Source organism: Bacillus sp. ABP14 (genome assembly GCF_001831375.1).
Lineage (GTDB): Bacteria > Bacillota > Bacilli > Bacillales > Bacillaceae_G > Bacillus_A > Bacillus_A paranthracis.
Window position 1 is genome coordinate 1,804,499 of record NZ_CP017016.1, and the last position, 22,161, is coordinate 1,826,659.

The following is a 22,161-nucleotide window of genomic DNA, read 5'->3' on the forward strand; positions in this document are numbered from 1 at the left end:
TAAAAGTTATGACTGTAAAAATGAAAGTATACTCAGATTTTATATGTCCATTTTGTTTTTTAGCAAAAGGTCCATTAGATGAAGTAGCGAAAGAGAAAGATGTAGAAATTGAATGGATGCCATTTGAATTACGTCCAAGTCCATATTCAAAAATAGATCCATGGAATGAGCCAGAAAAATTAGGTTCATGGGATGCTTTCATTCTTCCGACAGCGAAGAAGTTAGGGATTGATATGCGTTTGCCGCGTGTTTCTCCGCATCCATATACACATTTAGCTTTCGAAGGGTGTCAATTTGCGAAAGAACGTGGACTAGGTAATGAGTATCATCACCGCGTATTCACAGCATTTTTCCAAGAAGAGCAAAACATTGAAGATATTGATGTGTTAACAAAATTAGCGGTAGAAGTAGGACTTCCTGAGGCGGAATTTAAAGATGCTTTAGTAACTCGTAAATATAAAGAAAAGCATCAAGAAGCAATTCAGCACGCATATGATGAAGCTAATATTATGGCTGTTCCAACTGTCATGATTGGAGATGAAGTCATTCAAGGGCTTGCTAGTAAAGAAACGCTAGAAAGGGTCATTGATAAAGAAATTGAAAAGGATAAAACAAATTCATTTGAAGGTATGCAATGTAATACCGATGGATATTGCTAATTCGCTTGTTATGAAATAACAAAATAAATTATAAAACAAACATTTGGAGGAATTAAAATGTCAACAACTACAACAAACTTAAAAGAAGCAATCGTGAACCGCCGTTCCATTCGTAAAGTAACAAAAAATGATGCAATTACGAAAGAAAGAATTGAAGAAGTGTTAAAAACAGCTTTACACGCACCAACATCTTTCAATATGCAAAGTGGTCGTATGGTTGTATTAATGGATGGAGAGCATGAAAAGTTTTGGGATATTGTGAAAGAAACATTAAGAGCCCGCGTACCAGCAGAAAACTTTGAAGCGACTGTAGAAAGACTAAAAGGTTTTCATGCAGGTGTAGGGACTGTACTATTCTTTGAAGATCAAGCAACTGTAGAAAAAATGCAAGAAAACGCACCATTATATAAAGATCAGTTCCCATTCTGGTCTCATCAAGGAAATGCAATGTTACAACATACTGTGTGGATGTTATTATCTGCTGAAGGAATTGGGGCATCATTACAACATTACAACCCAATCGTAGATGCTGAAGTGAAAGAAACTTGGAACATTCCAGCAGAGTGGAGCTTAGTAGGTCAAATGCCATTTGGTGAACCAAACGAACAACCAGCAGAAAGAACGTTCTTGCCTACTGAAGATGTAGTGAAATTTTATTAAGAAATACAATATGTAACGAGAAGGAAGCTGTGCTTAAAAACAGCTTCCTTTTTTGTAGTGGTGTTAAATTATGCGCATTTAGGGAAGAAATATAAGAAATAATCCGTTGAGAAGGGAATTAGGAAAATGAATGATGAGAAAAAATATACAGTGGTAGGTACTGATGTTGAGGAAGTAAAGCGTTTAAATAAAAATTCAGGGTTAACGTATAATCAAGTGAAAGAAATGTTAGCAAAGCAAATGCAAAAAAAGAAGTAATTAGATTGAAATCTTTCATTTTTTCATTTGGCATTTCGATTGGAGAGAGTTAAGTAAAAAGTAACTCTCTTTTTCGTATAACGAAGCACCTTATAGAGTGGAGGAAGCAACATGAAGAAGTGGGTAAAGATAACGTTATCGATCGCTGGAGGTATTGTCCTATTGGCATGTGCCGGAGGGTATTACGTGTATAAAAATTATTTTCCAAAGGAACCTGAGCGTATTGTATATGATAAAGAAAGAGTGCTACAACCGATACATAATCAGCTCAAAGGAATTAACATAGAAAATGTAAAGATAAAAGAAAAAGAAGTCGTAAATGCGACTGTAGATGAGCTTCAAAAAATGATTGATGATGGGAAATTATCATATGAAGAATTAACGAGTATTTATCTTTTTAGAATACAAGAACATGATCAAAATGGAATAACATTAAATGCTGTTACAGAGATAAATCCTAATGCGATGGAAGAAGCAAGAAAGTTAGATCAAGAGCGAGGTAGAAACAAAAAGTCGAATTTATATGGTATTCCTGTCGTTGTAAAAGATAATGTACAGACGGACAAAGTGATGCCGACTAGTGCAGGAACGTATGTGTTAAAAGATTGGATTGCAGATGAGGATGCGACGATTGTGAAAAAGTTGAAAGAAGAAGGTGCTTTTGTTTTAGGAAAAGCGAATATGTCTGAGTGGGCAAATTATTTATCCTTTACAATGCCTAGCGGATATAGCGGGAAAAAAGGACAAAATTTGAATCCGTATGGTCCGATTACGTTTGATACATCAGGATCAAGCTCTGGATCTGCTACAGTAGTTGCGGCAGATTTTGCACCGCTTGCAATCGGGACAGAAACGACTGGATCAATTGTAGCACCAGCGACGCAGCAATCAGTAGTTGGATTACGTCCATCACTAGGTATGGTGAGTAGATCAGGCATTATTCCGTTAGCTGAAACGCTTGATACAGCAGGGCCGATAGCAAGAACGGTAAAGGATGCGGCAACGTTATTTAACATAATGGTAAGTTATGATGAAAAAGATGCTATGACAGAAAAAATGAAAGAAAAAGAAAGAATGGATTATACGAAGGACTTATCAATAGACGGTTTGAAAGGGAAAAAAGTAGGAGTACTATTTTCAATAGATCGACAAGATGACAATAGAAAAGAAGTAGCACAAAAGATAAGAAAAGACCTTCAAGATGCAGGTGCAATATTGACTGATGATATTCAGTTAAACGCTGAGGGTGTAGATAATCTACAAACATTAGAATATGAATTCAAACATAATGTTAACGATTTTCTTTCAAAGCAAAAAAATGTACCGGTAAAATCGTTAGAAGAGATTATAGCGTTTAATAAACAGGATAGTAATAGACGAATAAAATATGGACAAACATTAATTGAGGGATCTGAAAAATCTGCTATAACGAAAGATGAGTTTGAAAAAGTAGTGCAAACGAGTCAAGAAAATGCAAGAAAAGAGCTAGATAGATATTTACTAGAAAAAGGTTTGGATGCTCTAGTTATGATTAATAACGATGAAGTTCTTCTATCCGCTGTAGCTGGCTATCCAGAATTAGCGGTGCCAGCAGGATATGATAACAATGGAGAGCCAGTAGGTGCAGTGTTTGTCGGGAAGCAATTCGGTGAGAAGGAACTGTTCAATATTGGATATGCGTATGAGCAGCAGTCTAAAAATAGAAAATCACCTAAATTGTAAAAGGTTAAACGAAAAAAAGAGCTCAACTGAAGTAAGTAGGTGGGCTAATATAAATAGAATCTAACAATATAAAAAGAAAAAAAGGATTCTTCCTAATTAGTAAGAAAGATTGTCTATAGAAGTTCATAAAATGTAATATATTCAATTTCCATCCATTGAAGGGGGAGGTTAAATCTTAATGAATGAAGTGAAAAATTTTTTTCGAAGTAGAGGGTTTCAACGGTTTCTCGTTTTAATAATAGTAGCGCTTGTATTATATGGATTAAAAAGTATGATCAATTTAATATTAATTACGTTTATACTGACATTTTTAATGGATCGATTTCAACGTTTTATTTCAAAAAAATTGAAAGTGAATCGGAAAATTGTTATCGCATGTTTGTATATCATATTAGTTACTTTTATCGGCACAACATTATATAAATATTTACCTGTGCTAACGATACAAATTTCTCAATTGATTTATCAATTTAAATTGTTCTTTCAAAACCCGCCTGATAATGAAATCATTAAATATGCACTTTCGACAATTAATGGAATGGAAGTATCGAAGTATATAGAACAAGGTGTAGATGTTATCTATCAATCGATAGCAAATATAGGGAAGGTAAGTTTACAAATATTATTGTCTCTCATATTAAGCTTATTTTTCTTATTAGAAAAAGAGCGTATTATTACCTTTACTTCTAAATTTAAAGAGAGTAAGCTAAAGATTTTTTATGAGGAGATTGCATACTTTGGCGAAAGGTTTGCAAGATCGTTCGGTAAAGTAATTGAAGCACAGTTTTTAATTGCGGTTGTAAATTGTATTCTTACTGTTATTGTATTAATTGTTTTAGGATTTCCGCAGCTTCTCGTATTAGCTGTTATGATTTTTCTACTAGGGTTGATTCCAGTTGCAGGTGTGATTATTTCTTTATTTCCACTTTGTATTATTGCTTATAACGTAGGCGGAGTTATATACGTTGTGTACATACTTGTGTTCATTACAGTCATCCATGCTCTTGAAAGTTATTTTTTAAACCCGAAGTTTATGTCTGCGAAAACAAATTTACCAATCTTTTATACATTTATGATTCTCATCTTTTCAGAACATTTCCTTGGAATATGGGGGCTTATTATCGGGATACCAATCTTCATCTTTTTATTAGATGTACTTGATGTAAATAATGAGGAATCGATTAAAAAATAGAAAATAAACAAAAAGCAATCCAAAATAAATTGGATTGCTTTTTCACATATATGATTAAAGAACAGGAGCCATTGTTTCTTTCAACACTTGAACAGAGTGATCGAATTTTAATTCTTCGTCTTCACTTAATTCTACTTCTAAAATTTCACGAACACCGCCGCGATTTAAAACAGCAGGTACACCGATATACAAATCTTTTTGACCGTATTGACCTTCTAAATATGCCGAAACAGTTAATACACTATTTTCGTCGTTTAAAATTGCCTTAGTAACGCGTAGAAGTGACATACCAATACCATAGTATGTTGCGCCTTTTCGTTCAATAATATGGTAAGCTGCATCACGAACGTTTATGAAGATTTTGTCTAAATCTTCTTGATTATACGTGTTGTCTTTTTCAAGCAGTGTCTGTAGTTTTTGAATACCAACTGATACGTGACTCCAAACAGGAAGTTCCGTATCACCATGTTCTCCGATAATATAAGCATGAATGTTGTGTGGACCAATATTGAAGTACTCACCTAACATATAGCGGAAACGAGCAGAATCAAGTGTTGTACCAGAACCAATTACGCGTTCTTTCGGTAAACCAGATTCTTTCCAAGTTACGTAAGTTAAAATATCGACAGGGTTAGTTGCGATTAAGAAGATACCATCAAATCCGCTATCCATAATACTGCGCACGATTTGTTTAAAGATTTTTGCATTTTTCTCAACTAAATCTAAACGTGTTTCGCCTGGCTTTTGTGGTAATCCAGCCGTAATGACTACAAGGTCAGCATCTTTACAATCTTCGTAGCTACCTTTCCATACTCTAGTTGGAGCTGGAGCAAATGGAACGGCATGACTTAAATCCATCGCTTCTCCTTCAGCTTTTGCTTCGTTTACATCAACTAAAACAAATTCTTCAGCTACAGCTTGGTTAATCATGCAGTAAGCATAACTACATCCAACCGCTCCTGTTCCGACTAATACAACACGGTTAATACCTTTTTTCATTTCAAAATTCCTCGCAATTTCATTGATTTTATTATGTAAGATAATACGTCTTACTTCTATAGATTCATATCTAGTTTATTACATTTTATAAAAGATATTCAAGTATTTGAAAATGTATCCGTGCAATTTCTTGCATAAAACATAGGAAGTAAGGTAACCGAATATAATTCAGTAAAATCCTTTGTAAAAGGGGAAATGGTATGGGGAATCCATTAGCAATGGAAGAAATGCTTCATATTATTCATGCAGGGCTTGTTAAAAAGAATAACCCAAAACGAATTACGATTGCCGGTGCAGGGATTTCTGGATTAGTTGCAGGTTCTTTATTAAAAGAGGCTGGGCATGAAGTAACGATTATAGAAGCAAATAACAGAATAGGTGGCAGAGTGTATACAATTCGGGAACCATTTAGTGTGGGTTTATATTTTAATGCGGGACCGATGAGAATCCCTGACACCCATAAGTTAACCTTAGCGTATATTCATAAATTTAAACTCCCTTTAAACCTTTTTATAAATAAAACTTTTGCAGATATCATTTATACGAATAACATTCAAACGAGATTGAATGTGTTTGAAAATGATCCAAGTGTACTTGAATATCCGGTTTTGGATAAAGAAAGAGGAAAAACGGCAGAAGAGCTAATGATTGAGGTATTAGAACCAATACTAAATTATATTAAGAAGGATCCTGATAAAAACTGGCTTATCGTTGAAAAAAAGTATAAAACGTATTCGCTTGGTTCATTTTTAATGGAGTATTATTCAGATGGTGCAATAGATATGATTGGGGTACTTCTTGATATGGAAGCTTATATGGGAATGTCTTTAATTGAAGTATTGCGTGAAATGATTTTCTTTACTTCAACAACGAAATATTATGAAATAACTGGTGGAATGGATAAGTTATCGAATGCATTCTTACCACAATTAAGAGAACATATTTTAATGCCGTATAAGGTTGATAAAATCATACAAGAAGATAATAAAGTAATGTTACAAGGAAATCATGAACAAACGTTAGAGCAATTTACAATAACAAGTGATTTTGCTATTATTACAATTCCATTTTCAGCGTTACGATTTGTAGAAGTTCAGCCATACCACTTATTCTCTTATTTTAAAAGACGAGCAATTCGTGAATTAAATTATATTGCTGCAACGAAAATTGCGATAGAGTTTAAAAGTAGATTTTGGGAGAAAGCGGGACAGTGTGGCGGTAAATCTATTACTGATTTACCGATACGGTTTACATACTATCCGAGCTATGGCATTCATACTCCAGGACCAGCTATCGTTATAGCAAGTTATACGTGGGCAGATGAGGCATTAACATGGGATAGTCTCTCGCAAAGAGATCGTATTCGTTACGCATTAAAAAATTTAGCGGAAATATACGGTGACATCGTCTATAGTGAGTTTGTCACTGGAACCTCTTTTAGCTGGAGTCAAAATCCGTATTCTTGCGGCGCATTTACAGCGTTCGAACCGGGCCAAGAGCTCGAGTTATTTCCATATATTACACCACCATCTGGGAAAGTACATTTTGCAGGAGAGCATACGACATTAACACATGGATGGATGCAAGGAGCAATAGAGTCTGGAGTTAGGGTTGCACATGAAGTAAATGAACAATGAATCTGTTATGTTTACAAATGGTCATTCTTTTAATAAAATAATAAATATAAATCGTAATTATTACGCTTTGAATACGTTTGAAATAAAGAAATGGATGGTCGATCGCATGAATAAAGTGGAGATTCATATATTAGGTGGTTTTTTAGGTAGTGGAAAATCAACATTATTACAAAATTTATTGTTAGCAGAGAAAAAGAAAAATAGAAAAGTTGCAGTATTAATGAATGAAATTGGTGAATACTCGGTAGATACCGATATTATTGGAAAAGAGAATGTTTTAAGAGAACTTCTGAAAGGATGTATTTGTTGTACATTAAAAGAAGAGCTTGAAATACAGTTGCATTCGTTATATCAGCAAGAAAGACCAGATGTCATTTATATAGAAACGACAGGTGTTGCACATCCAATTGAAGTGTTAGATGCATGTGTATCACCAATTTTAGCACCTTTCTTAGAAGTGAAATCCATTGTAGTCGTTTTAGATGCAGTAAGATGGTTAAATCGAAGTGTATTAAGTGCAAACGTTCAGCAATTATTGCATGAGCAACTGAAGTTTGGTAGTCACATTTTAATTAATAAATCAGATTTACTAACAGATGCGGATAAGAACAAAGTAATAGAAGAAGTGAAAGTGATAAATAATCATGCGAAATTGTTTGAAACAAAATATTGTAATATATCTTTAGAAGACATAGAAGAAGCTGAATTTACGAATGACGCGGAACATGAGACACTACATGTAAAACAGCATTTACATATACAAACGATGACGTATCAATTTACGAAATCGATTGATCAAGATAAATTATACGAATGGCTTTCAAATTTACCAGATAGTATTTATCGCGTAAAAGGTTTTGTGAAATTTCATGGGGACAAATATCCTCACTTATTCCAATACTCGTTCGGAGTACCGACTTTACTGGAACAAGACTTCGGTTTCCCAACGAACTTAGTAGTAATAGGGGAAGGGCTAGATAAGAACCAATTGGCTGAAGGGTTAGAGAAAGTGGAACTTAATTCTAACTAACATTAAAGGGAGCTGCCCCATAAGTTGCTGAAAACGACTTATGGGGCAGTCCTTTTATTTTATTATGAATAAGCATATAGATACTTGTATTCATTTTAAATAGTCACTCTTTTAGTATTTTCGTTTTCCAAGAGAAACATTTACTCTAGTACTAGAGTCTCTTCTAAATTCAATTTTGCGACCATCTAATTCTGTTGTTCGAGAGCTTGCAGTAGGGTTTTTAATTAGATTGTACAGATTATCCGCTTCAGTTGGTAGTAGTGTATTGAGAATTTTTTTCACCGGCTCGTTTAATACAGGATCATCACTATGAATAGACATTCTATATGCGCTGTCATCATAGGGAGAAAAATTAAAATACATAATGCCATCATATGTTTGACCAGTTTTAGTATATACATAGTTATAATCGGTTTTTAAAAATCCAGAATCAATTAGTATATTCTCAATTTCTTTATACTTATCCTCATCTTTTGCAGGAATAGAATCAGGAATAAAATAAGGGCTTACATTAATTGCTTTATACATAAACGTTGCAAATTGTTCTCTTGTTACATTCATTTCTCCGCCATATTTATAGTCTCCAATTCCTTTTGTAATGCCATTACTATACAATGAACGAACAGAGTTTGTTGCCCAATGATTATTTGGGACATCATAGAAAAGGTCATTTGTTTTTACAGGTAGATGAAATGCTTTTTGTAAGATAACAGCCATTTCATATCGAGTTAATGTATCATCAGGTCTAAACTTGTCAGTCTTACTGTCCCCTGTCATAAGTCCTTTTTGGGCCACTGCTTTAATATTGTTTTCAAACATATGCCCATGAATATCAGAGAAATGTTTATTTGTAGATCCGGTATTTTCTAGTTTTAAGTATCTTGAAATAATCGCAGCTACTTGCCCACGAGTTACATTGTCCCCAAATCCAAATTTTCCGTTACCATAACCACTAATAATCTTTTGCTCAGTTAAATGGTCAATCGAATCTTTAGACCAGTGATTCGTTGGTACATCAATGAAATGTTCAGTTTGTGCATGAGCATTCGTTGCACCAAATAATGTGGCGGTAATTAAGCCTGTTGCGAGTACATGTTTAAAATTCATTATGATTCCTCCTAGGTATATAAAAATTTTCCTCACTCATATCCGATACTTATAAGTGATAATCATTTATATATTATATTAGTATATTACGGTTTTGTAAAATATGGATTTATTTTCATAATATTTCTTAAATGTATATGGTGTTATGAGAGGGTGGGAAGTGTAAAAAATCCAACTGACGGGCGTTTATATATTCTGACTAGGAATGCATTATAAAATGCTCATTAATTAATAGTTAGTCAAAAGAAGCCGATCTTTATTGGGGAATAGAAAGACAGTTGCGGATTTTGTCTAACAATAATAATTGTAAAATTAAGAAAAATATTTATAATCAAATATAAGAGGTGATTCAGGTGTCAGAAAAAATAATAATGGATGTAAAAAACTTAACAACAAAAGGACTAGAAACGAGAGAGAAATTATTGTGTGCTGCAGAAAAGGTGTTTGGTAGTAAAGGATATTACGAGGCTTCAATCGTGAATATTACACAAGAAGCAAAGGTGGCGCACGGAACTTTCTATAATTACTTTCCATCTAAAAAAGATATATTTGATGAATTGATTCGCAGATTGAACCGTGAGTTACGCTTAATTATTAAAGAAGAAATGAAGGGAATATCAAGTTATGAAGAGGCACAAAGAAGAGGTTTTCAGGCTTTTTTTCGATGGGTAAAGGATCGTCCTAATCTATATAACATTGTACAACAAGCAGTAGTAGTTGATGATAATTTATATAGATGGTACTATGCAAAGCTCGCAAATGGATTTTTAAAAAGTTTATCAGCTGGTATGGAAGCGGGAGAGTTTAAACAACTTGATACAGAAACAATTGCGTATTGTCTTATGTCAATTGGACAATTTCTAGGTATGCGATGGGGTTATTGGGAAGAGAAAGATGTTCCAGAAGATGTATTTGAAGCAGCGATGTCATTAATATTTGAAGGATTGAGAAAGAGATAAGGGAGTGGGGAACATATGCAAGGCATTGCTTATTGGATTGAAAAACGGGCCTATTTACATCCAGATCGCATTGCCATTATTACAGATGAGGAGGAAATGACATATAAACAGTTACATGAGTATGTAAATAAAGTAGCCGCATATTTCATTTACGACTTACATGTGCAAAAAGGAGAAAGGATAGCTATTTTATCGCAAAATAGCTTGGAATATATTGTGCTTTTATTCGCTATAGCAAAGGTAGAATGTATTGCTGTTCCACTAAATATACGGTTAACAGAAAATGAACTTATATTTCAGTTGAAGGATAGTGGAACTACAGTTTTATTTGTAGAGGAAACATTTCAAAATATGGCATTGTCAATGCAGAAGGTATCGTATGTACAAAGAGTTATTTCGATTACAAGTTTAAAAGAAATAGAAGATAGAAAAATTGATAACTTTGAAGAGATAAATGAAAGCGCATCCTTTATTATATGTTATACCTCAGGGACAACTGGAAAACCGAAAGGAGCTGTACTTACACAAGAAAATATGTTTTGGAATGCGCTTAATAATACATTTGCGATTGATCTAACTATGCACGATCGCTCTATTGTATTATTGCCTTTATTTCATATTGGTGGTATTGGTTTATTCGCATTTCCAACTTTATTTGCAGGTGGTGTAATCGTTATTCCAAGAAAATTTGAGCCAACCAAAGCTCTTTCTATGATAGAAAAACATAAAGTGACTGTTGTGATGGGAGTACCTACAATTCATCAAGCATTAATAAATTGTTCAAAGTTTGAAACTACAAATTTACAATCAGTTCGCTGGTTTTATAACGGTGGTGCTCCGTGTCCAGAAGAGTTGATGAGAGAATTTATAGATAGAGGATTTTTATTTGGTCAAGGATTCGGTATGACTGAAACATCACCAACCGTATTTATGCTTTCAGAAGAAGATGCAAGACGTAAAGTAGGCTCGATTGGGAAACCTGTTCTGTTTTGTGAGTATGAACTTATTGATGAAAACAAAAATAAAGTTGAGGTTGGTGAAGTTGGGGAGTTACTAATAAGAGGACCGAATGTAATGAAAGAGTATTGGAACCGGCTAGATGCAACAAAAGAAGCGATTCAAGATGGTTGGTTATATACGGGAGATTTAGCTAGAGTTGATGAAGATGGTTTTTTATACATTGTCGGTAGAAAAAAAGAAATGATAATTTCCGGTGGTGAAAATATTTATCCACTTGAAGTAGAGCAAGTCATTAATAAGCTTTCGGACGTATATGAGGTAGCGGTCGTTGGTAGGCAACATGTAAAGTGGGGAGAGACTCCAATCGCCTTTATTGTGAAAAAGAGTAGCAGTGTATTAACTGGAAAAGAAGTCATTGAGCATTGTCGTTTATTTCTAGCAAAATATAAAATACCGAAAGAAATTGTTTTTCTAGAGGAATTGCCAAAAAATGCAACTGGTAAAATTCAAAAAGCACAGTTAGCAAATCAATTGAAAAGCAGGTGAAGAGATGACGGTATATATCACTGGTCAACAGGCGTCATGTAGTAAAACAATTACAGAAACAGATTTTGTATTATTTGCAGGTTTGAGTGGGGATTTTAACCCAATCCATATTGATCATGAGTATGCGAAACAAACTAGATTTAATCAAAGAATAGCACATGGTTTACTAACTTCTAGTTTATTATCGCAATTGCTTGGTATTCATTTACCTGGAAAAGGATCCGTTTACATGGAGCAAACTATTAAATTTACAGCACCAGTTTTTATAGGAGATACAATTACAGCAACGGCTACAGTACAAGAATTTATGATGGAAAAGAGAGTTTTGAAATTGTTAACAGAGTGTCATAACCAAAAAGGAGATTTAGTATTAACAGGTGTAGCTACAATGATGGTGCCAAAAGAAGGAGGAGTAGTCTAATGAATATTGGGATTGAAGCGACTGGTGTTTTCTTCCCAAAAGACGTAGAGACGGCTGCAGACCTATCTAAAAAAACAGGTATTCCTGAGCATATTATTATAGAAAAGTTTGGATTATATGAAAAACATGTCGCAGATGAAACGATGCATGCATCAGATTTAGCTATTGCTGCTGCAAAACCAATATTATCACAAGTAGATCCTCAATCTATTGATGTAGTCATTTATTTTGGCAGTCCACATAAAGATTACCACGTATGGTCAAGTGCCCCAAAAATTCAGCATGAACTTGGATTGAAAAATGCTTATGCTTTTGAAATTATGAATGTTAGTTCTTGCTTTCCTATTGCTCTCAAAGTCGCAAAAGATATGCTCTACTCCGATAACTCAATTGAAAATATATTATTAGTAGGTGGATGTAAAGAATCTCAAATTGTAGATTATGATAATCCACGTTCACGTTTTATGTTTAATTTCGCTGATGGCGGAAGTGCAGCTTTAGTGAAAAAAGACGCTAGAAACGGTGAAATATTAGGAAGTACGATAATAACAGATGGTTCATTTCATGAAGATGTTCGTATCCCAGCTGGTGGATCGAAGAAGGTTGCGAGCTATGATACAGTTGAGAATCGACAGCATTATATTGATGTAATAGATCCTAATAGTATGAAAGAACGTCTAGATCGGGTTTCAATCCCTAATTTTGACAAGGTGATTCGGGAGGCGTTAAGAAAAAGTGGGTTAACTCCTAAAGATATTAAAGTATTGTTACCACTGCATACAAAACGTTCTATGTTAATAGAATTGATACAGGGGCTAGGGCTAGCGGAAGAACAAGTTGTATATTTAGATCATTATGGACATATGTCAGCGCTTGATCCTTGCATTGGTCTTCACTTTGCAAATGAACAGGGAAAATTACAGGCCGGAGATATTGCAGTAGTAGTTAGTGCAGGGACTGGGTATACGTGGGCAGCTACTGTGATTAGGTGGTGAAAAATTCCAAATGAACATATGGGAAATGGAGGTATTTGGAAAGAGGCGGCGAATGTAATGGTACTTCATTAATTTTTTAATAAATTTGTTTGTATGATTCAAAGAAAAAGTCATAATTACGGATGGATAACTTTGGCGAGATTGATTCTATCAGAAAGAAAAGTATGGGGAGGATCACAATGTCGATGAAAAAACGTAAATGGCTAAAAATGATGGCTACTGGTTGTGTTTTAGGTTCGTTATTAATAACGGCAGCTTGTTCAGGAAAGAAAACAAGTACAGAGGATGAAAAGACGATTAAGGTAGGGGTTCTTGCATCATTAACAGGTCCGTTAGAATCATATGGAAAACAAACAGTGAACGGATTTGAATTAGGGTTAGACTATGCGACGGATGGAACTGGGAAAGTGGAAGGAAAGAAGATTAAGTTTGTTGTAGAAGATACAGAAACAAAAGCTGATGTAGCGGTTAAAAAAGCTACGAAGTTATTAGAAGAAGAGAAAGTTGATTTTTTAGTCGGATCGTCTAGTTCAAGTGATACATTAGCGGTTTTACCACTAGCTGAAGAATATGAAAAAATAATGGTTGTAGAACCGGCGGTAGCTGATAGTATTACCGGTAAGAACTGGAATAAATATATTTTTAGAACAGGTAGAAATTCATCTCAAGATGCAGTCGCTGGTGCTGCAGCAATTGCTAAAAAAGATGTGAAAATAGCAACGTTGGCACAAGATAACGCATACGGCCGTGAAGGAATTGCGGCGTTTAAAGCTGGAGCAAAGAAATTAGGTGCGAACATTGTAAACGAGCAATATGCAGATACAAATTCGACTGACTTTACAGCTAATATTCAAAATATCATTAGCTCAAAACCAGATTATTTATTTATCGTTTGGGCAGGGGCGAATTCACCTTGGAAACAGTTGAAAGATATGAATGTGGAAGCGCAAGGTATTAAAATCTCCACAGGTGCGCCAGATATACCAGCATTAAAAACGATGGATGCATTAGTAGGAATGCAAGGTTTTTCTGTTTATTATCATACACTCCCGAAAAATAAGGTGAATGATTGGTTAGTGGAAGAACATAAAAAACGATTTAATGGTGCGGTGCCAGATTTATTTACAGCAGGAGGAATGTCAGCGGCAATTTCAATTGTAGAAGCTTTAAAGAAAACAAAAGGTGATACAGATGTAGATACATTAATTAAGAAAATGGAAGGAATGGAATTTGATACACCGAAAGGAAAGATGAAATTTAGAGAGAAGGATCATCAAGCGATGCAGACGCTGTATTCTATCACATTGAAAAAACAAGATGGTGTTGATTATCCGGTGCCAGTGTTAGAGCGAGAATTAACGATGAAAGAAACAGAACCACCAGTTCAAAATAAATAGACTGAATTTTCTGTTGTTTACGTATAAAGAGGGGTACAACCTCTTTATACGTATTTCTTTCATACTGAAAGCTTGAAAGGGCGGGATTTCGTGACACATTTGCTAGAAACGAAAAATCTTAGTGTATCTTTTGGCGAGCATCATGTTATTAAAGATGTAAATTTAACTGTACAAAAAGGAAAACTCATTTCTATTATCGGGCCAAATGGTGCGGGTAAGACAACATTATTTAATTTACTAAGTGGACAGATTTCACCCACAACAGGTGAAGTGTATTTTAAAGGGCAAGATATTACAAAACTATCGATTTCAGATCGAACACGCTTAGGAATCGGTCGCTCTTTTCAGCTTACAAACATATTCCCAGAATTAACGGTACTTGAAAATGTCCGTTTAAGTGTTCAATCATTCGTACAAGATTACTATAGTTTTTTCCCGAGTCCAGCAAAATTAAAGCAACAAGTTGGAGAGGCGAGACGTTTCTTAAAAACAGTATTACTTCAGGAGAAAGAGAATGTATTAGCGAAAGATTTGGCACATGGAGAGAAAAGAAAGCTAGAACTTGCGATGTTATTAGCTTTAAAAACGGATGTGTTATTACTTGATGAGCCGACGGCAGGTATTTCGGTTGAGGAAGTCCCAGCTATACTACAAGTGATTGAAAATATTAAGAAACATCCAGAGAGTACAATTGTACTTATTGAACACAAAATGGATATGGTACTAGGTTTGTCAGACCATCTAATCGTTTTATTTCATGGAGAGTTATTGGCTGAAGGTTTACCCGAAGAAATTATGAAAGATGAGCGTGTACAAAGTGCTTATTTAGGGGGATTATATAGTGGCACTATTACAAGTGAATAATATAGAGACGTATTTAGATCAGTTTCATATTTTACAAGGGGTATCTCTTACTGTTGAGAAAGGAACGATTACTGTACTGTTTGGAAGAAATGGGGCAGGGAAGACTACGACGTTACGTTCGGTTATGGGGTTTCACCATATCGCACATGGTGAAATTTATTATGATCGTACACAAGTAAATGGATTATCTACACATTTAATTTCAAGGAAAGGGATAGGGTATGTACCAGAAAATCAAGGTATTTTTCACGATCTGACAGTAGAAGAAACATTCGCTCTTGCTAGAGGTAAGGGCGAAGAAGCGGAAGGAAAAATAGAATGGATGCTTGAACTATTTCCAGATTTAAAGCAATTTTGGCACAAAAAAAGTGGACTCTTAAGCGGGGGACAAAAGCAAATGTTAGCAATTTCAAGAGCATTTATTAATAGTGATGGTTTACTACTTATTGATGAGCCGAGTAAAGGCTTGTCTCCTATTATGATAGAAAAATTAATGATAGCTATTTTGAAAATGAAGGAGAAAACAACAGTTTTACTCGTTGAACAAAATTTTATGATGGCTAGTCAAATTGGTGATTATTTTTATATTATGGATAACGGAAAAATTGTTCATAACGGTTTTATGCATGAATTAAAAGAGGATAAGGAAATGTGTCACAAATATTTAGGAATCTCTTAACATGAATCCGGGGTGAGAAGGATGGATGTGTTAATCAATTTATTTGTAAATGGGATTTCAACAGGGATGCTCATTTTTTTATTAGCATCAGGTCTTTCACTTATTTTCGGTTTAATGAGTGTTCTAAACTTCGCACATGGTGGTTTATTTGCGTGGGGAGCATTTACAGGTGTTTGGCTATTTAATATGACAGGGAGTTATGTGTTAGCTTTAATTGGAGCAATAGCTATGGGAATGTTCCTTGGATTTATTTTAGAAAGATTCCTTATTAGACCGGTATATGGAAACCATGTTCGACAGCTTCTTGTTACGCTTGGAGGAATGCTTGTACTTAGTGAATGTATTAAAGTATTTTGGGGACCAAATCCAATTGGGGCAAAGTTACCGTTATGGCTACAAGGAAGTTTTACGTTCGGAGGCGTTATATTAATTAAATATCGTCTATTCGTTATCATAATTGGGGTTATCATATACATTGCATTAATATTATTGCTCAAAAAAACAAAGATAGGTCTTATGATACGCGCAGGCGTAATGGATAAAGAGATGGTTCAAGCGCTCGGTATTAACGTAAAAGCGATATTTTCTTTCGTCTTTTTATTAGGCGCAGGAATGGCAGCGTTGGGAGGCTTCTTATTAGCACCGTATTCAGGCGTTATTTTCGCCGAGATGGGTATGCAGTATGCGATTTTGGCTTTCATAGTAGTAATTATTGGAGGGTTAGGAAGCGTACAAGGTTCAGCAATTGCTTCTTTAATTGTCGGATTAGCTGGTGCTTTTACAGCGTATTTTATACCGGATTTATCACTTGCAATCAATATGTTAATGCTACTGTTTTTCTTAATCGTGAAGCCAAATGGACTTGTTGGTGAAAAGGGGTGAAATGGTGAACAGCACATCAAATCGAATTAAAGTATACTTCGGAGTATGTATGCTCATTTGTTTAAGTGTATTTCCATTCGTAAATGATTCACGGAGCTTGTTAATTTTGTTCACTCAAATCTTCATCTTTGCTATTTTTGCAATGAGTTTTGATGTATTGCTTGGATATACAGGAATTGTATCATTCGGCCATTGTATGTTCTTTGGAATAGGAGCATATGGCGTAGCACTTTTATTTGATCGACAAGGAGTATCCATAACGAACTTTTTAATAGGGATAGTAGCTGCAATTATCATTTCAGCCATTGTTAGTTATATAATTGGTTTGCTTTCTTTACGGTTGAAAAGTCATTTTTATGCAATGTTAACACTTGCTATTTCACAGTTGTTTTTCGTACTTGCTGAAAAATGGCGTGGGCTCACTCACGGAGGAGATGGTTTTACATTTGGTGTACCAGACGTATTTCGTGATCGTTTTACGTTTTATTATGTAACACTTATATGTTTACTTATCATTTTTGTTCTGTTACGTCTTTTTACCAAATCTTCTATTGGAAAAGTATTAAAGGCAATTTCACAAAACGAGCAACGTGTTGAAGCACTAGGATATAAAGTTCTTCATTATAAAATTATTGCTAGCATTGTTGCAGGAGTAGTAGCTGCAATTAGCGGTGGTTTATTTGTTATCACTTTACGCTTTGTTAATACAACTGTATTTTCAATTGAAATGACATTAAATGCATTATTGATGACTATGATTGGAGGCGTTGGAACGTTAATAGGAGCCATTGCAGGAACTGGAATTATTGAATCCCTAAAATATTATTTATCAGAACTAGCTACAGAGTATCCGATCTTTGAACGATGGACGATTATTCTTGGTGTATTGTACATTATCGTACTGCTAGTTTTCCCGAAAGGATTAGTTGGCACGGTTAAGGGACTGAAGAATATGAAACGGAATAAGAAGGAGAAAAATGCAGAAGTGGAGCAAAATGTGTGAAAAATCAATTGTATAGAATATGAAAATCCCTCTTTTAGATTCGGAAAGGAGGGATTTTTATTGCTGTATGTAAATTTAGTTCTTTTATAAATATTATATTAATTAAATAGTTCATCAGGGATTTGTTTGAAAGAATTTTGATTCGTAAAGAAATGAACAGCTAATTTCTCAATTGGAACATCTTCAATTGGTACTAATTTATCATTTTTAATTGGTAAAAAGGCTATTCCTTTTCCGTCCTGAATAAACTCTTCTATAAGCGAATAAGAATCTAATTGTTGAAGTTGGCGCTGAGATAAATTATTTTCTTTTAGAAATTGTATCGTCTTATTCCTAAAAGGGCACTTTTTGTCATTACTAACGAAGAAGAGTTCCTTTGAAAATTCAATGGTACACTTTTCTTTCGGTTTTAATAAGCCGATAGAAATTGAAGTGGAAAATACTTTTTTAAACGATATGTCTGGGTAATCCTCATAAGTAATGACCATATCAACTTTTTGTTGCTGCAGTAATTTTTGCAAATGACTACTATTTTCTACATATATTTGATAACTCCTAAAATTTTCTTTAATGCGCTTGCTTACATAATTAGTCAAAATAGATTGTGACGTTGCGATTATATAAGAAGACCCACTTGTTTTAATTTTATTTTTTGCTTCTTCTACTAGCGTTAATATTTGATTTGTGTAGTCTAATAAAATGTCACCAGAAGGTAATAAAGAAACGCCTTTGTTATCTCTATGTAGTAAAGGTGTTTCTAACTCTTGTTCTAATTTTTTAATTCTTTCAGTTACGTTCGGTTGAACATAACCTAATTCTTTCGCAGCTTTACTAATAGAACCTTCGCTAGCTACAGTTTTGAATATAATAAGATCATTGATTTCCATTTATCACAGCCCCTTATACGATATCATTATAAATGATACCAAACATAATTTATACCTATTTTACGCTGGCCAGTCATCGGTTTATCATTGTGTATATAAGATGGAAAGTGAGTGATAAACATGATTGGAATGCAATATAAGGTCATTTTGCCGAAAGATTATGATATGGAGATTATTAAGAAAAGGGTAAAGGATAATGGGTATAAAACGGATGGTTTTCAAGACTTAAATTTTAAAGCTTATTTAATTACTGAGGCAGATAAGGACGGAAATTTCTATAACTGTTATGCACCTATATATATTTGGAATGGTCATGAAGGGATGAATAAATTTATTTTTGAAGGGTATTACGATAATATTTTACAATCTTTTGGATGGCAACAAATAAATATAGGTGTTCCATTAGTTGTTAATGTAAAGGGTGATTTTAAGAAATGTAGATATGTTGTTGAATATGAAGGAAGTATTTCTCCAAGTGAATCATTGAGTGGGATTCAATCTATCATTGTGGATCAAAAGGTAGAAAATTGTTTAGGAAATGTAATAGTATATAATCCAGATAAATGGGGATATAGTAAGTTTAATTTTTATGAAGAAAAGCCTGATATGGTAACGAATAAAGGTACTACAGTATATGAGATTTTGCACATTTCACAATGATATCTTGTTGAATGCTAAATTAAGTAAAGGGGTGAAAATATATGCCTTTTGTAAACGTTTATTATCATGAAAATATATTAAATGAAGAAGAATTGAAAAAGATAGGTGAATGTATTCATCTTTCATTAATTAAACATTTTAACATCCCTGAAAATGATTTTTTTGAAATGTTTGTACCTTATCAACAAAATCATTTTTTATATGATCCATATTATTTATTAGAAAGAGGAGAAAAGAGAACAGAGAATATGATGTATGTTTCTATCACATGTGGACCGGGAAGAACGATAAAGCAGAAACGCGATCTGTATCAGTCAATATCTTTGAGGGTTTCTGAATGTTCTAGTATAAAAAGTGCAGACATTTTTATTACACTTAACGAGACAGCCGCTGAAAATTGGTCGTTTGGTCAAGGATTGGCGCAATTGGTAAAAGTGAAGGGGGAGTGAAATGATGAATGAATCCATTGAATATTGTATTCAAGAGAAAATGAGAGAAAAGGCACCTGCATTTGCTCATTATAGTGAAAAAATATTGTTCGAGGAAGTGTGGCGAGATGACACTTTAACATTAAGAGAAAGGAGTTTATGTACAGTATCGGTATTAATCAGTCTTGGTAATACAGAGCAATTACCATTTCATTTGCGACTGGCCAAACAAAATGGAATTAAAGAAAATGAAATGATTGCATTAATAACACATTTGGCTTTTTATGTTGGTTGGCCCAAAGCAGTAGGCGCTTTACATATAGCAATGAATGATATGGAAAGTTAAGAATAACGATAAGAAAGAATTCATTTAAACATGAATTCTTTCTTATCGTTATTTATGTAATACTCTAATGAGATATTTTTCACTTTTTCTCTTGCTTTTTTATCACTTGCGTAGTAAAGTGATGGTAAGATTCACGATAGGAAGTGATCAAACATGCGTGATAATACGATAGGATCATTAATATGGTTACGTTTAATACGATTTACGAACCAAAGTAATCAGATGTCAAATGAGTTTTTAAAACGCTTTGATTTAACGACTGCTCAATTTGATGTGCTTTTACAAATACGTACGTATCAACCACTAACACAAATGGAGTTAGCTGAAAAGGTAACTGTTACACAAGGCGGTATTTCTCGAATGTTAACACGTCTTGAAAAAGAAGGATATATTGTACGAAAACAAGATTGGAAAACGAAAACAATTAGTCTGACAGAGCAAGGGGAAGCGGCCTTAGAGAGAGCACTGCCAGAGCAGCTTGCATTTCAATCATCGTTTTTTGATGATGTATTAAATGAAGAAGAGCAGAAAATGTTATACGAGCTAATGACGAAGGTTCATAAGCATAGTGAAAAAAAAGAATTACCGCAAGAGTAATTTTTTTTACACTATCAATTGACTAATCAATTGATGTTGTAAGCAATAGGGAAAAACATTTGACTTACAAATGTTTTTAAAAGAGAAACTAATAATACCTCATCAAAGGAGAGAGTAATGATGGAAAAATACCGTATGAATACAAGTAAAGGAATGGAGTTTGGGTTATATTCAATTGGGGATCATGTTTTAAATCCACATAACGGAGAGAAAATTAGTGCTGAACAAAGAATTCATGAATTAATTAAAACAGCACAGTTAGCGGATGAAGCTGGACTTGATGTATTTGCTGTCGGTGAAAGTCATCAAACACACTTTACAACGCAAGCTCATACAGTTATTTTAGGAGCGATTGCGCAAGCAACGAAAAATATAAAAATTGCAAGTTCAGCAACGATAATAAGTACATCTGATCCGGTACGAGTATACGAGGACTTTGCTACACTTGATTTGATTTCTAATGGACGTGCAGAAATTGTGGCTGGTCGTGGATCTCGTATTGGGGGATATAGTTTACTTGGTTATGATGTGAATGATTATGAAGAGTTATTTGAAGAGAAGATGGATCTTTTATTAAAAATTAATAAAGAGGAACATGTAACATGGAATGGACAGTTCAGAGCACCGCTTGCGCATGCATCGGTTATTCCAAGAGCTAAAAATAATAACTTACCAATTTGGCGTGCAGTTGGTGGCCCACCAGCTAGTGCGATTAAAGCAGGACGTGCAGGTGTACCAATGATGATAACAACACTAGGTGGTCCAGCTATTAACTTTAAAGGATCAGTAGATGCTTACCGTGAGGCGGCTGCGCAAAGTGGATTTAATCCAGCGAGTTTGCCAGTTGCAACAACGAGTTTATTTTATACAGCGAAAAATTCACAAGATGCACTTAGTGAATACTACCCTCACATTAATGCTGGTATGCTTACGCTACGCGGTGGTGGGTATCCGAAACAACAATTTACAAATGCAATAGATTATCGTGACGCGTTAATGGTTGGTAGCCCACAACAAATTATTGAAAAAATGCTTTACCAATATGAATTGTTTGGGCAACAACGCTTTATGGCACAAATTGATTTTGGTGGCGTACCATATGATAAAATTGAGAAAAATATCGAGCTAATTGCTACTGAAATTTTACCGGCTATTAGAAAACATACAGCAAAATAAATTAAAAAATACCGAGAGTCTAATGGATTCTCGGTATTTTTTAATTTATTTTAGTTTGAAAAAATGACAAAAAAGTGAATTTTTAATCTGAGAAGAG

Annotated in this window: 24 protein-coding genes; 21 read left to right on the top strand and 3 right to left on the bottom strand. The window is 34.3% G+C overall.

Annotated features, from left to right (window positions below):
- Positions 1-8: 8 nt before the first annotated feature.
- The 5 genes from BGI23_RS09430 to BGI23_RS09450 all read left to right on the top strand — a co-directional run bounded on the left by BGI23_RS09430 (position 9) and on the right by BGI23_RS09450 (position 4,491).
- Positions 9-659 carry a DsbA family oxidoreductase gene (locus BGI23_RS09430; RefSeq protein WP_000216673.1) on the top strand — a complete coding sequence of 217 codons (651 nt, stop codon included), beginning with the start codon at positions 9-11 and terminating at the stop codon, positions 657-659.
- Between the two features lie 57 nt (positions 660-716).
- On the top strand, positions 717-1,319 hold the full coding sequence (locus tag BGI23_RS09435; RefSeq protein WP_070805779.1) for a nitroreductase family protein: 603 nt from the start codon (positions 717-719) through the stop codon (positions 1,317-1,319).
- A 126-nt stretch (positions 1,320-1,445) separates the two neighbouring features.
- A complete protein-coding gene (locus BGI23_RS28640; RefSeq protein ID WP_000997344.1) occupies positions 1,446-1,577 on the top strand; it encodes a hypothetical protein in 132 nt (43 codons plus the stop codon).
- Positions 1,578-1,688: 111 nt separating this feature from the next.
- Positions 1,689-3,299, top strand: coding sequence for an amidase family protein (locus BGI23_RS09445; protein WP_070805780.1), 1,611 nt, complete (start codon positions 1,689-1,691; stop codon positions 3,297-3,299).
- A 178-nt stretch (positions 3,300-3,477) separates the two neighbouring features.
- Positions 3,478-4,491, top strand: coding sequence for an AI-2E family transporter (locus BGI23_RS09450; protein ID WP_070805781.1), 1,014 nt, complete (start codon positions 3,478-3,480; stop codon positions 4,489-4,491).
- A gap of 54 nt (positions 4,492-4,545) precedes the next feature.
- On the opposite strand, the gene BGI23_RS09455 is transcribed toward BGI23_RS09450, so the two are convergent.
- On the bottom strand, positions 4,546-5,490 hold the full coding sequence (locus tag BGI23_RS09455; protein ID WP_070805782.1) for an L-lactate dehydrogenase: 945 nt from the start codon (positions 5,488-5,490) through the stop codon (positions 4,546-4,548).
- A 200-nt stretch (positions 5,491-5,690) separates the two neighbouring features.
- Here BGI23_RS09455 and BGI23_RS09460 point away from each other — a divergent pair, with 200 nt between their 5' ends.
- Together BGI23_RS09460 and BGI23_RS09465 are read left to right on the top strand one after the other, a co-directional pair.
- Positions 5,691-7,127 (top strand): flavin monoamine oxidase family protein, encoded by a 1,437-nt coding sequence (locus BGI23_RS09460; protein ID WP_070805783.1) that lies wholly within the window; start codon positions 5,691-5,693, stop codon positions 7,125-7,127.
- A gap of 106 nt (positions 7,128-7,233) precedes the next feature.
- A complete protein-coding gene (locus BGI23_RS09465; protein WP_070807289.1) occupies positions 7,234-8,157 on the top strand; it encodes a CobW family GTP-binding protein in 924 nt (307 codons plus the stop codon).
- Positions 8,158-8,268: 111 nt separating this feature from the next.
- On the opposite strand, the gene BGI23_RS09470 is transcribed toward BGI23_RS09465, so the two are convergent.
- On the bottom strand, positions 8,269-9,264 hold the full coding sequence (locus BGI23_RS09470) for an S-layer homology domain-containing protein (protein ID WP_070805784.1): 996 nt from the start codon (positions 9,262-9,264) through the stop codon (positions 8,269-8,271).
- 353 nt (positions 9,265-9,617) lie between these two features.
- Here BGI23_RS09470 and BGI23_RS09475 point away from each other — a divergent pair, with 353 nt between their 5' ends.
- From BGI23_RS09475 to BGI23_RS09515, 9 genes are all read left to right on the top strand, one after another.
- Positions 9,618-10,223: a TetR/AcrR family transcriptional regulator gene (locus BGI23_RS09475; protein ID WP_130983645.1), complete on the top strand. Its 606-nt coding sequence runs from the start codon at positions 9,618-9,620 to the stop codon at positions 10,221-10,223.
- A gap of 15 nt (positions 10,224-10,238) precedes the next feature.
- Positions 10,239-11,729, top strand: a complete 1,491-nt coding sequence (locus BGI23_RS09480) for an o-succinylbenzoate--CoA ligase (RefSeq protein ID WP_070805785.1) — start codon at positions 10,239-10,241, stop codon at positions 11,727-11,729.
- A 4-nt stretch (positions 11,730-11,733) separates the two neighbouring features.
- A complete protein-coding gene (locus tag BGI23_RS09485; protein WP_000219484.1) occupies positions 11,734-12,150 on the top strand; it encodes a MaoC family dehydratase in 417 nt (138 codons plus the stop codon).
- Positions 12,150-13,145, top strand: a complete 996-nt coding sequence (locus tag BGI23_RS09490) for a 3-oxoacyl-ACP synthase (RefSeq protein WP_001020495.1) — start codon at positions 12,150-12,152, stop codon at positions 13,143-13,145. Before BGI23_RS09485 ends, BGI23_RS09490 begins: the two co-directional genes overlap by 1 nt.
- 179 nt (positions 13,146-13,324) lie before the next feature.
- Positions 13,325-14,542 (top strand): substrate-binding domain-containing protein, encoded by a 1,218-nt coding sequence (locus tag BGI23_RS09495; RefSeq protein ID WP_070805786.1) that lies wholly within the window; start codon positions 13,325-13,327, stop codon positions 14,540-14,542.
- A 90-nt stretch (positions 14,543-14,632) separates the two neighbouring features.
- Positions 14,633-15,406, top strand: coding sequence for an ABC transporter ATP-binding protein (locus tag BGI23_RS09500; protein ID WP_000149327.1), 774 nt, complete (start codon positions 14,633-14,635; stop codon positions 15,404-15,406).
- Complete coding sequence (locus BGI23_RS09505) at positions 15,384-16,085, top strand: branched-chain amino acid ABC transporter ATP-binding protein (protein ID WP_070805787.1); 702 nt, start codon at positions 15,384-15,386, stop codon at positions 16,083-16,085. Before BGI23_RS09500 ends, BGI23_RS09505 begins: the two co-directional genes overlap by 23 nt.
- A 21-nt stretch (positions 16,086-16,106) precedes the next feature.
- A complete protein-coding gene (locus tag BGI23_RS09510; RefSeq protein WP_070805788.1) occupies positions 16,107-16,967 on the top strand; it encodes a branched-chain amino acid ABC transporter permease in 861 nt (286 codons plus the stop codon).
- Between the two features lie 49 nt (positions 16,968-17,016).
- Entirely contained in the window at positions 17,017-17,970 is a 954-nt protein-coding gene (locus tag BGI23_RS09515; protein ID WP_070807290.1) for a branched-chain amino acid ABC transporter permease, read from the top strand.
- Positions 17,971-18,068: 98 nt separating this feature from the next.
- On the opposite strand, the gene BGI23_RS09520 is transcribed toward BGI23_RS09515, so the two are convergent.
- Positions 18,069-18,857: a LysR family transcriptional regulator gene (locus BGI23_RS09520; protein WP_070805789.1), complete on the bottom strand. Its 789-nt coding sequence runs from the start codon at positions 18,855-18,857 to the stop codon at positions 18,069-18,071.
- Positions 18,858-18,977: 120 nt separating this feature from the next.
- Here BGI23_RS09520 and BGI23_RS09525 point away from each other — a divergent pair, with 120 nt between their 5' ends.
- From BGI23_RS09525 to BGI23_RS09545, 5 genes are all read left to right on the top strand, one after another.
- A complete protein-coding gene (locus BGI23_RS09525; protein WP_070805790.1) occupies positions 18,978-19,517 on the top strand; it encodes a DUF4865 family protein in 540 nt (179 codons plus the stop codon).
- A gap of 41 nt (positions 19,518-19,558) precedes the next feature.
- Positions 19,559-19,966, top strand: a complete 408-nt coding sequence (locus tag BGI23_RS09530; RefSeq protein WP_001117246.1) for a tautomerase family protein — start codon at positions 19,559-19,561, stop codon at positions 19,964-19,966.
- 1 nt (position 19,967) lies between these two features.
- A complete protein-coding gene (locus BGI23_RS09535; RefSeq protein ID WP_070805791.1) occupies positions 19,968-20,291 on the top strand; it encodes a carboxymuconolactone decarboxylase family protein in 324 nt (107 codons plus the stop codon).
- A gap of 153 nt (positions 20,292-20,444) precedes the next feature.
- On the top strand, positions 20,445-20,888 hold the full coding sequence (locus tag BGI23_RS09540) for a MarR family winged helix-turn-helix transcriptional regulator (protein WP_001205526.1): 444 nt from the start codon (positions 20,445-20,447) through the stop codon (positions 20,886-20,888).
- 120 nt (positions 20,889-21,008) lie between these two features.
- Positions 21,009-22,064: an LLM class flavin-dependent oxidoreductase gene (locus tag BGI23_RS09545; protein WP_070805792.1), complete on the top strand. Its 1,056-nt coding sequence runs from the start codon at positions 21,009-21,011 to the stop codon at positions 22,062-22,064.
- The last annotated feature ends 97 nt before the right edge of the window (positions 22,065-22,161 follow it).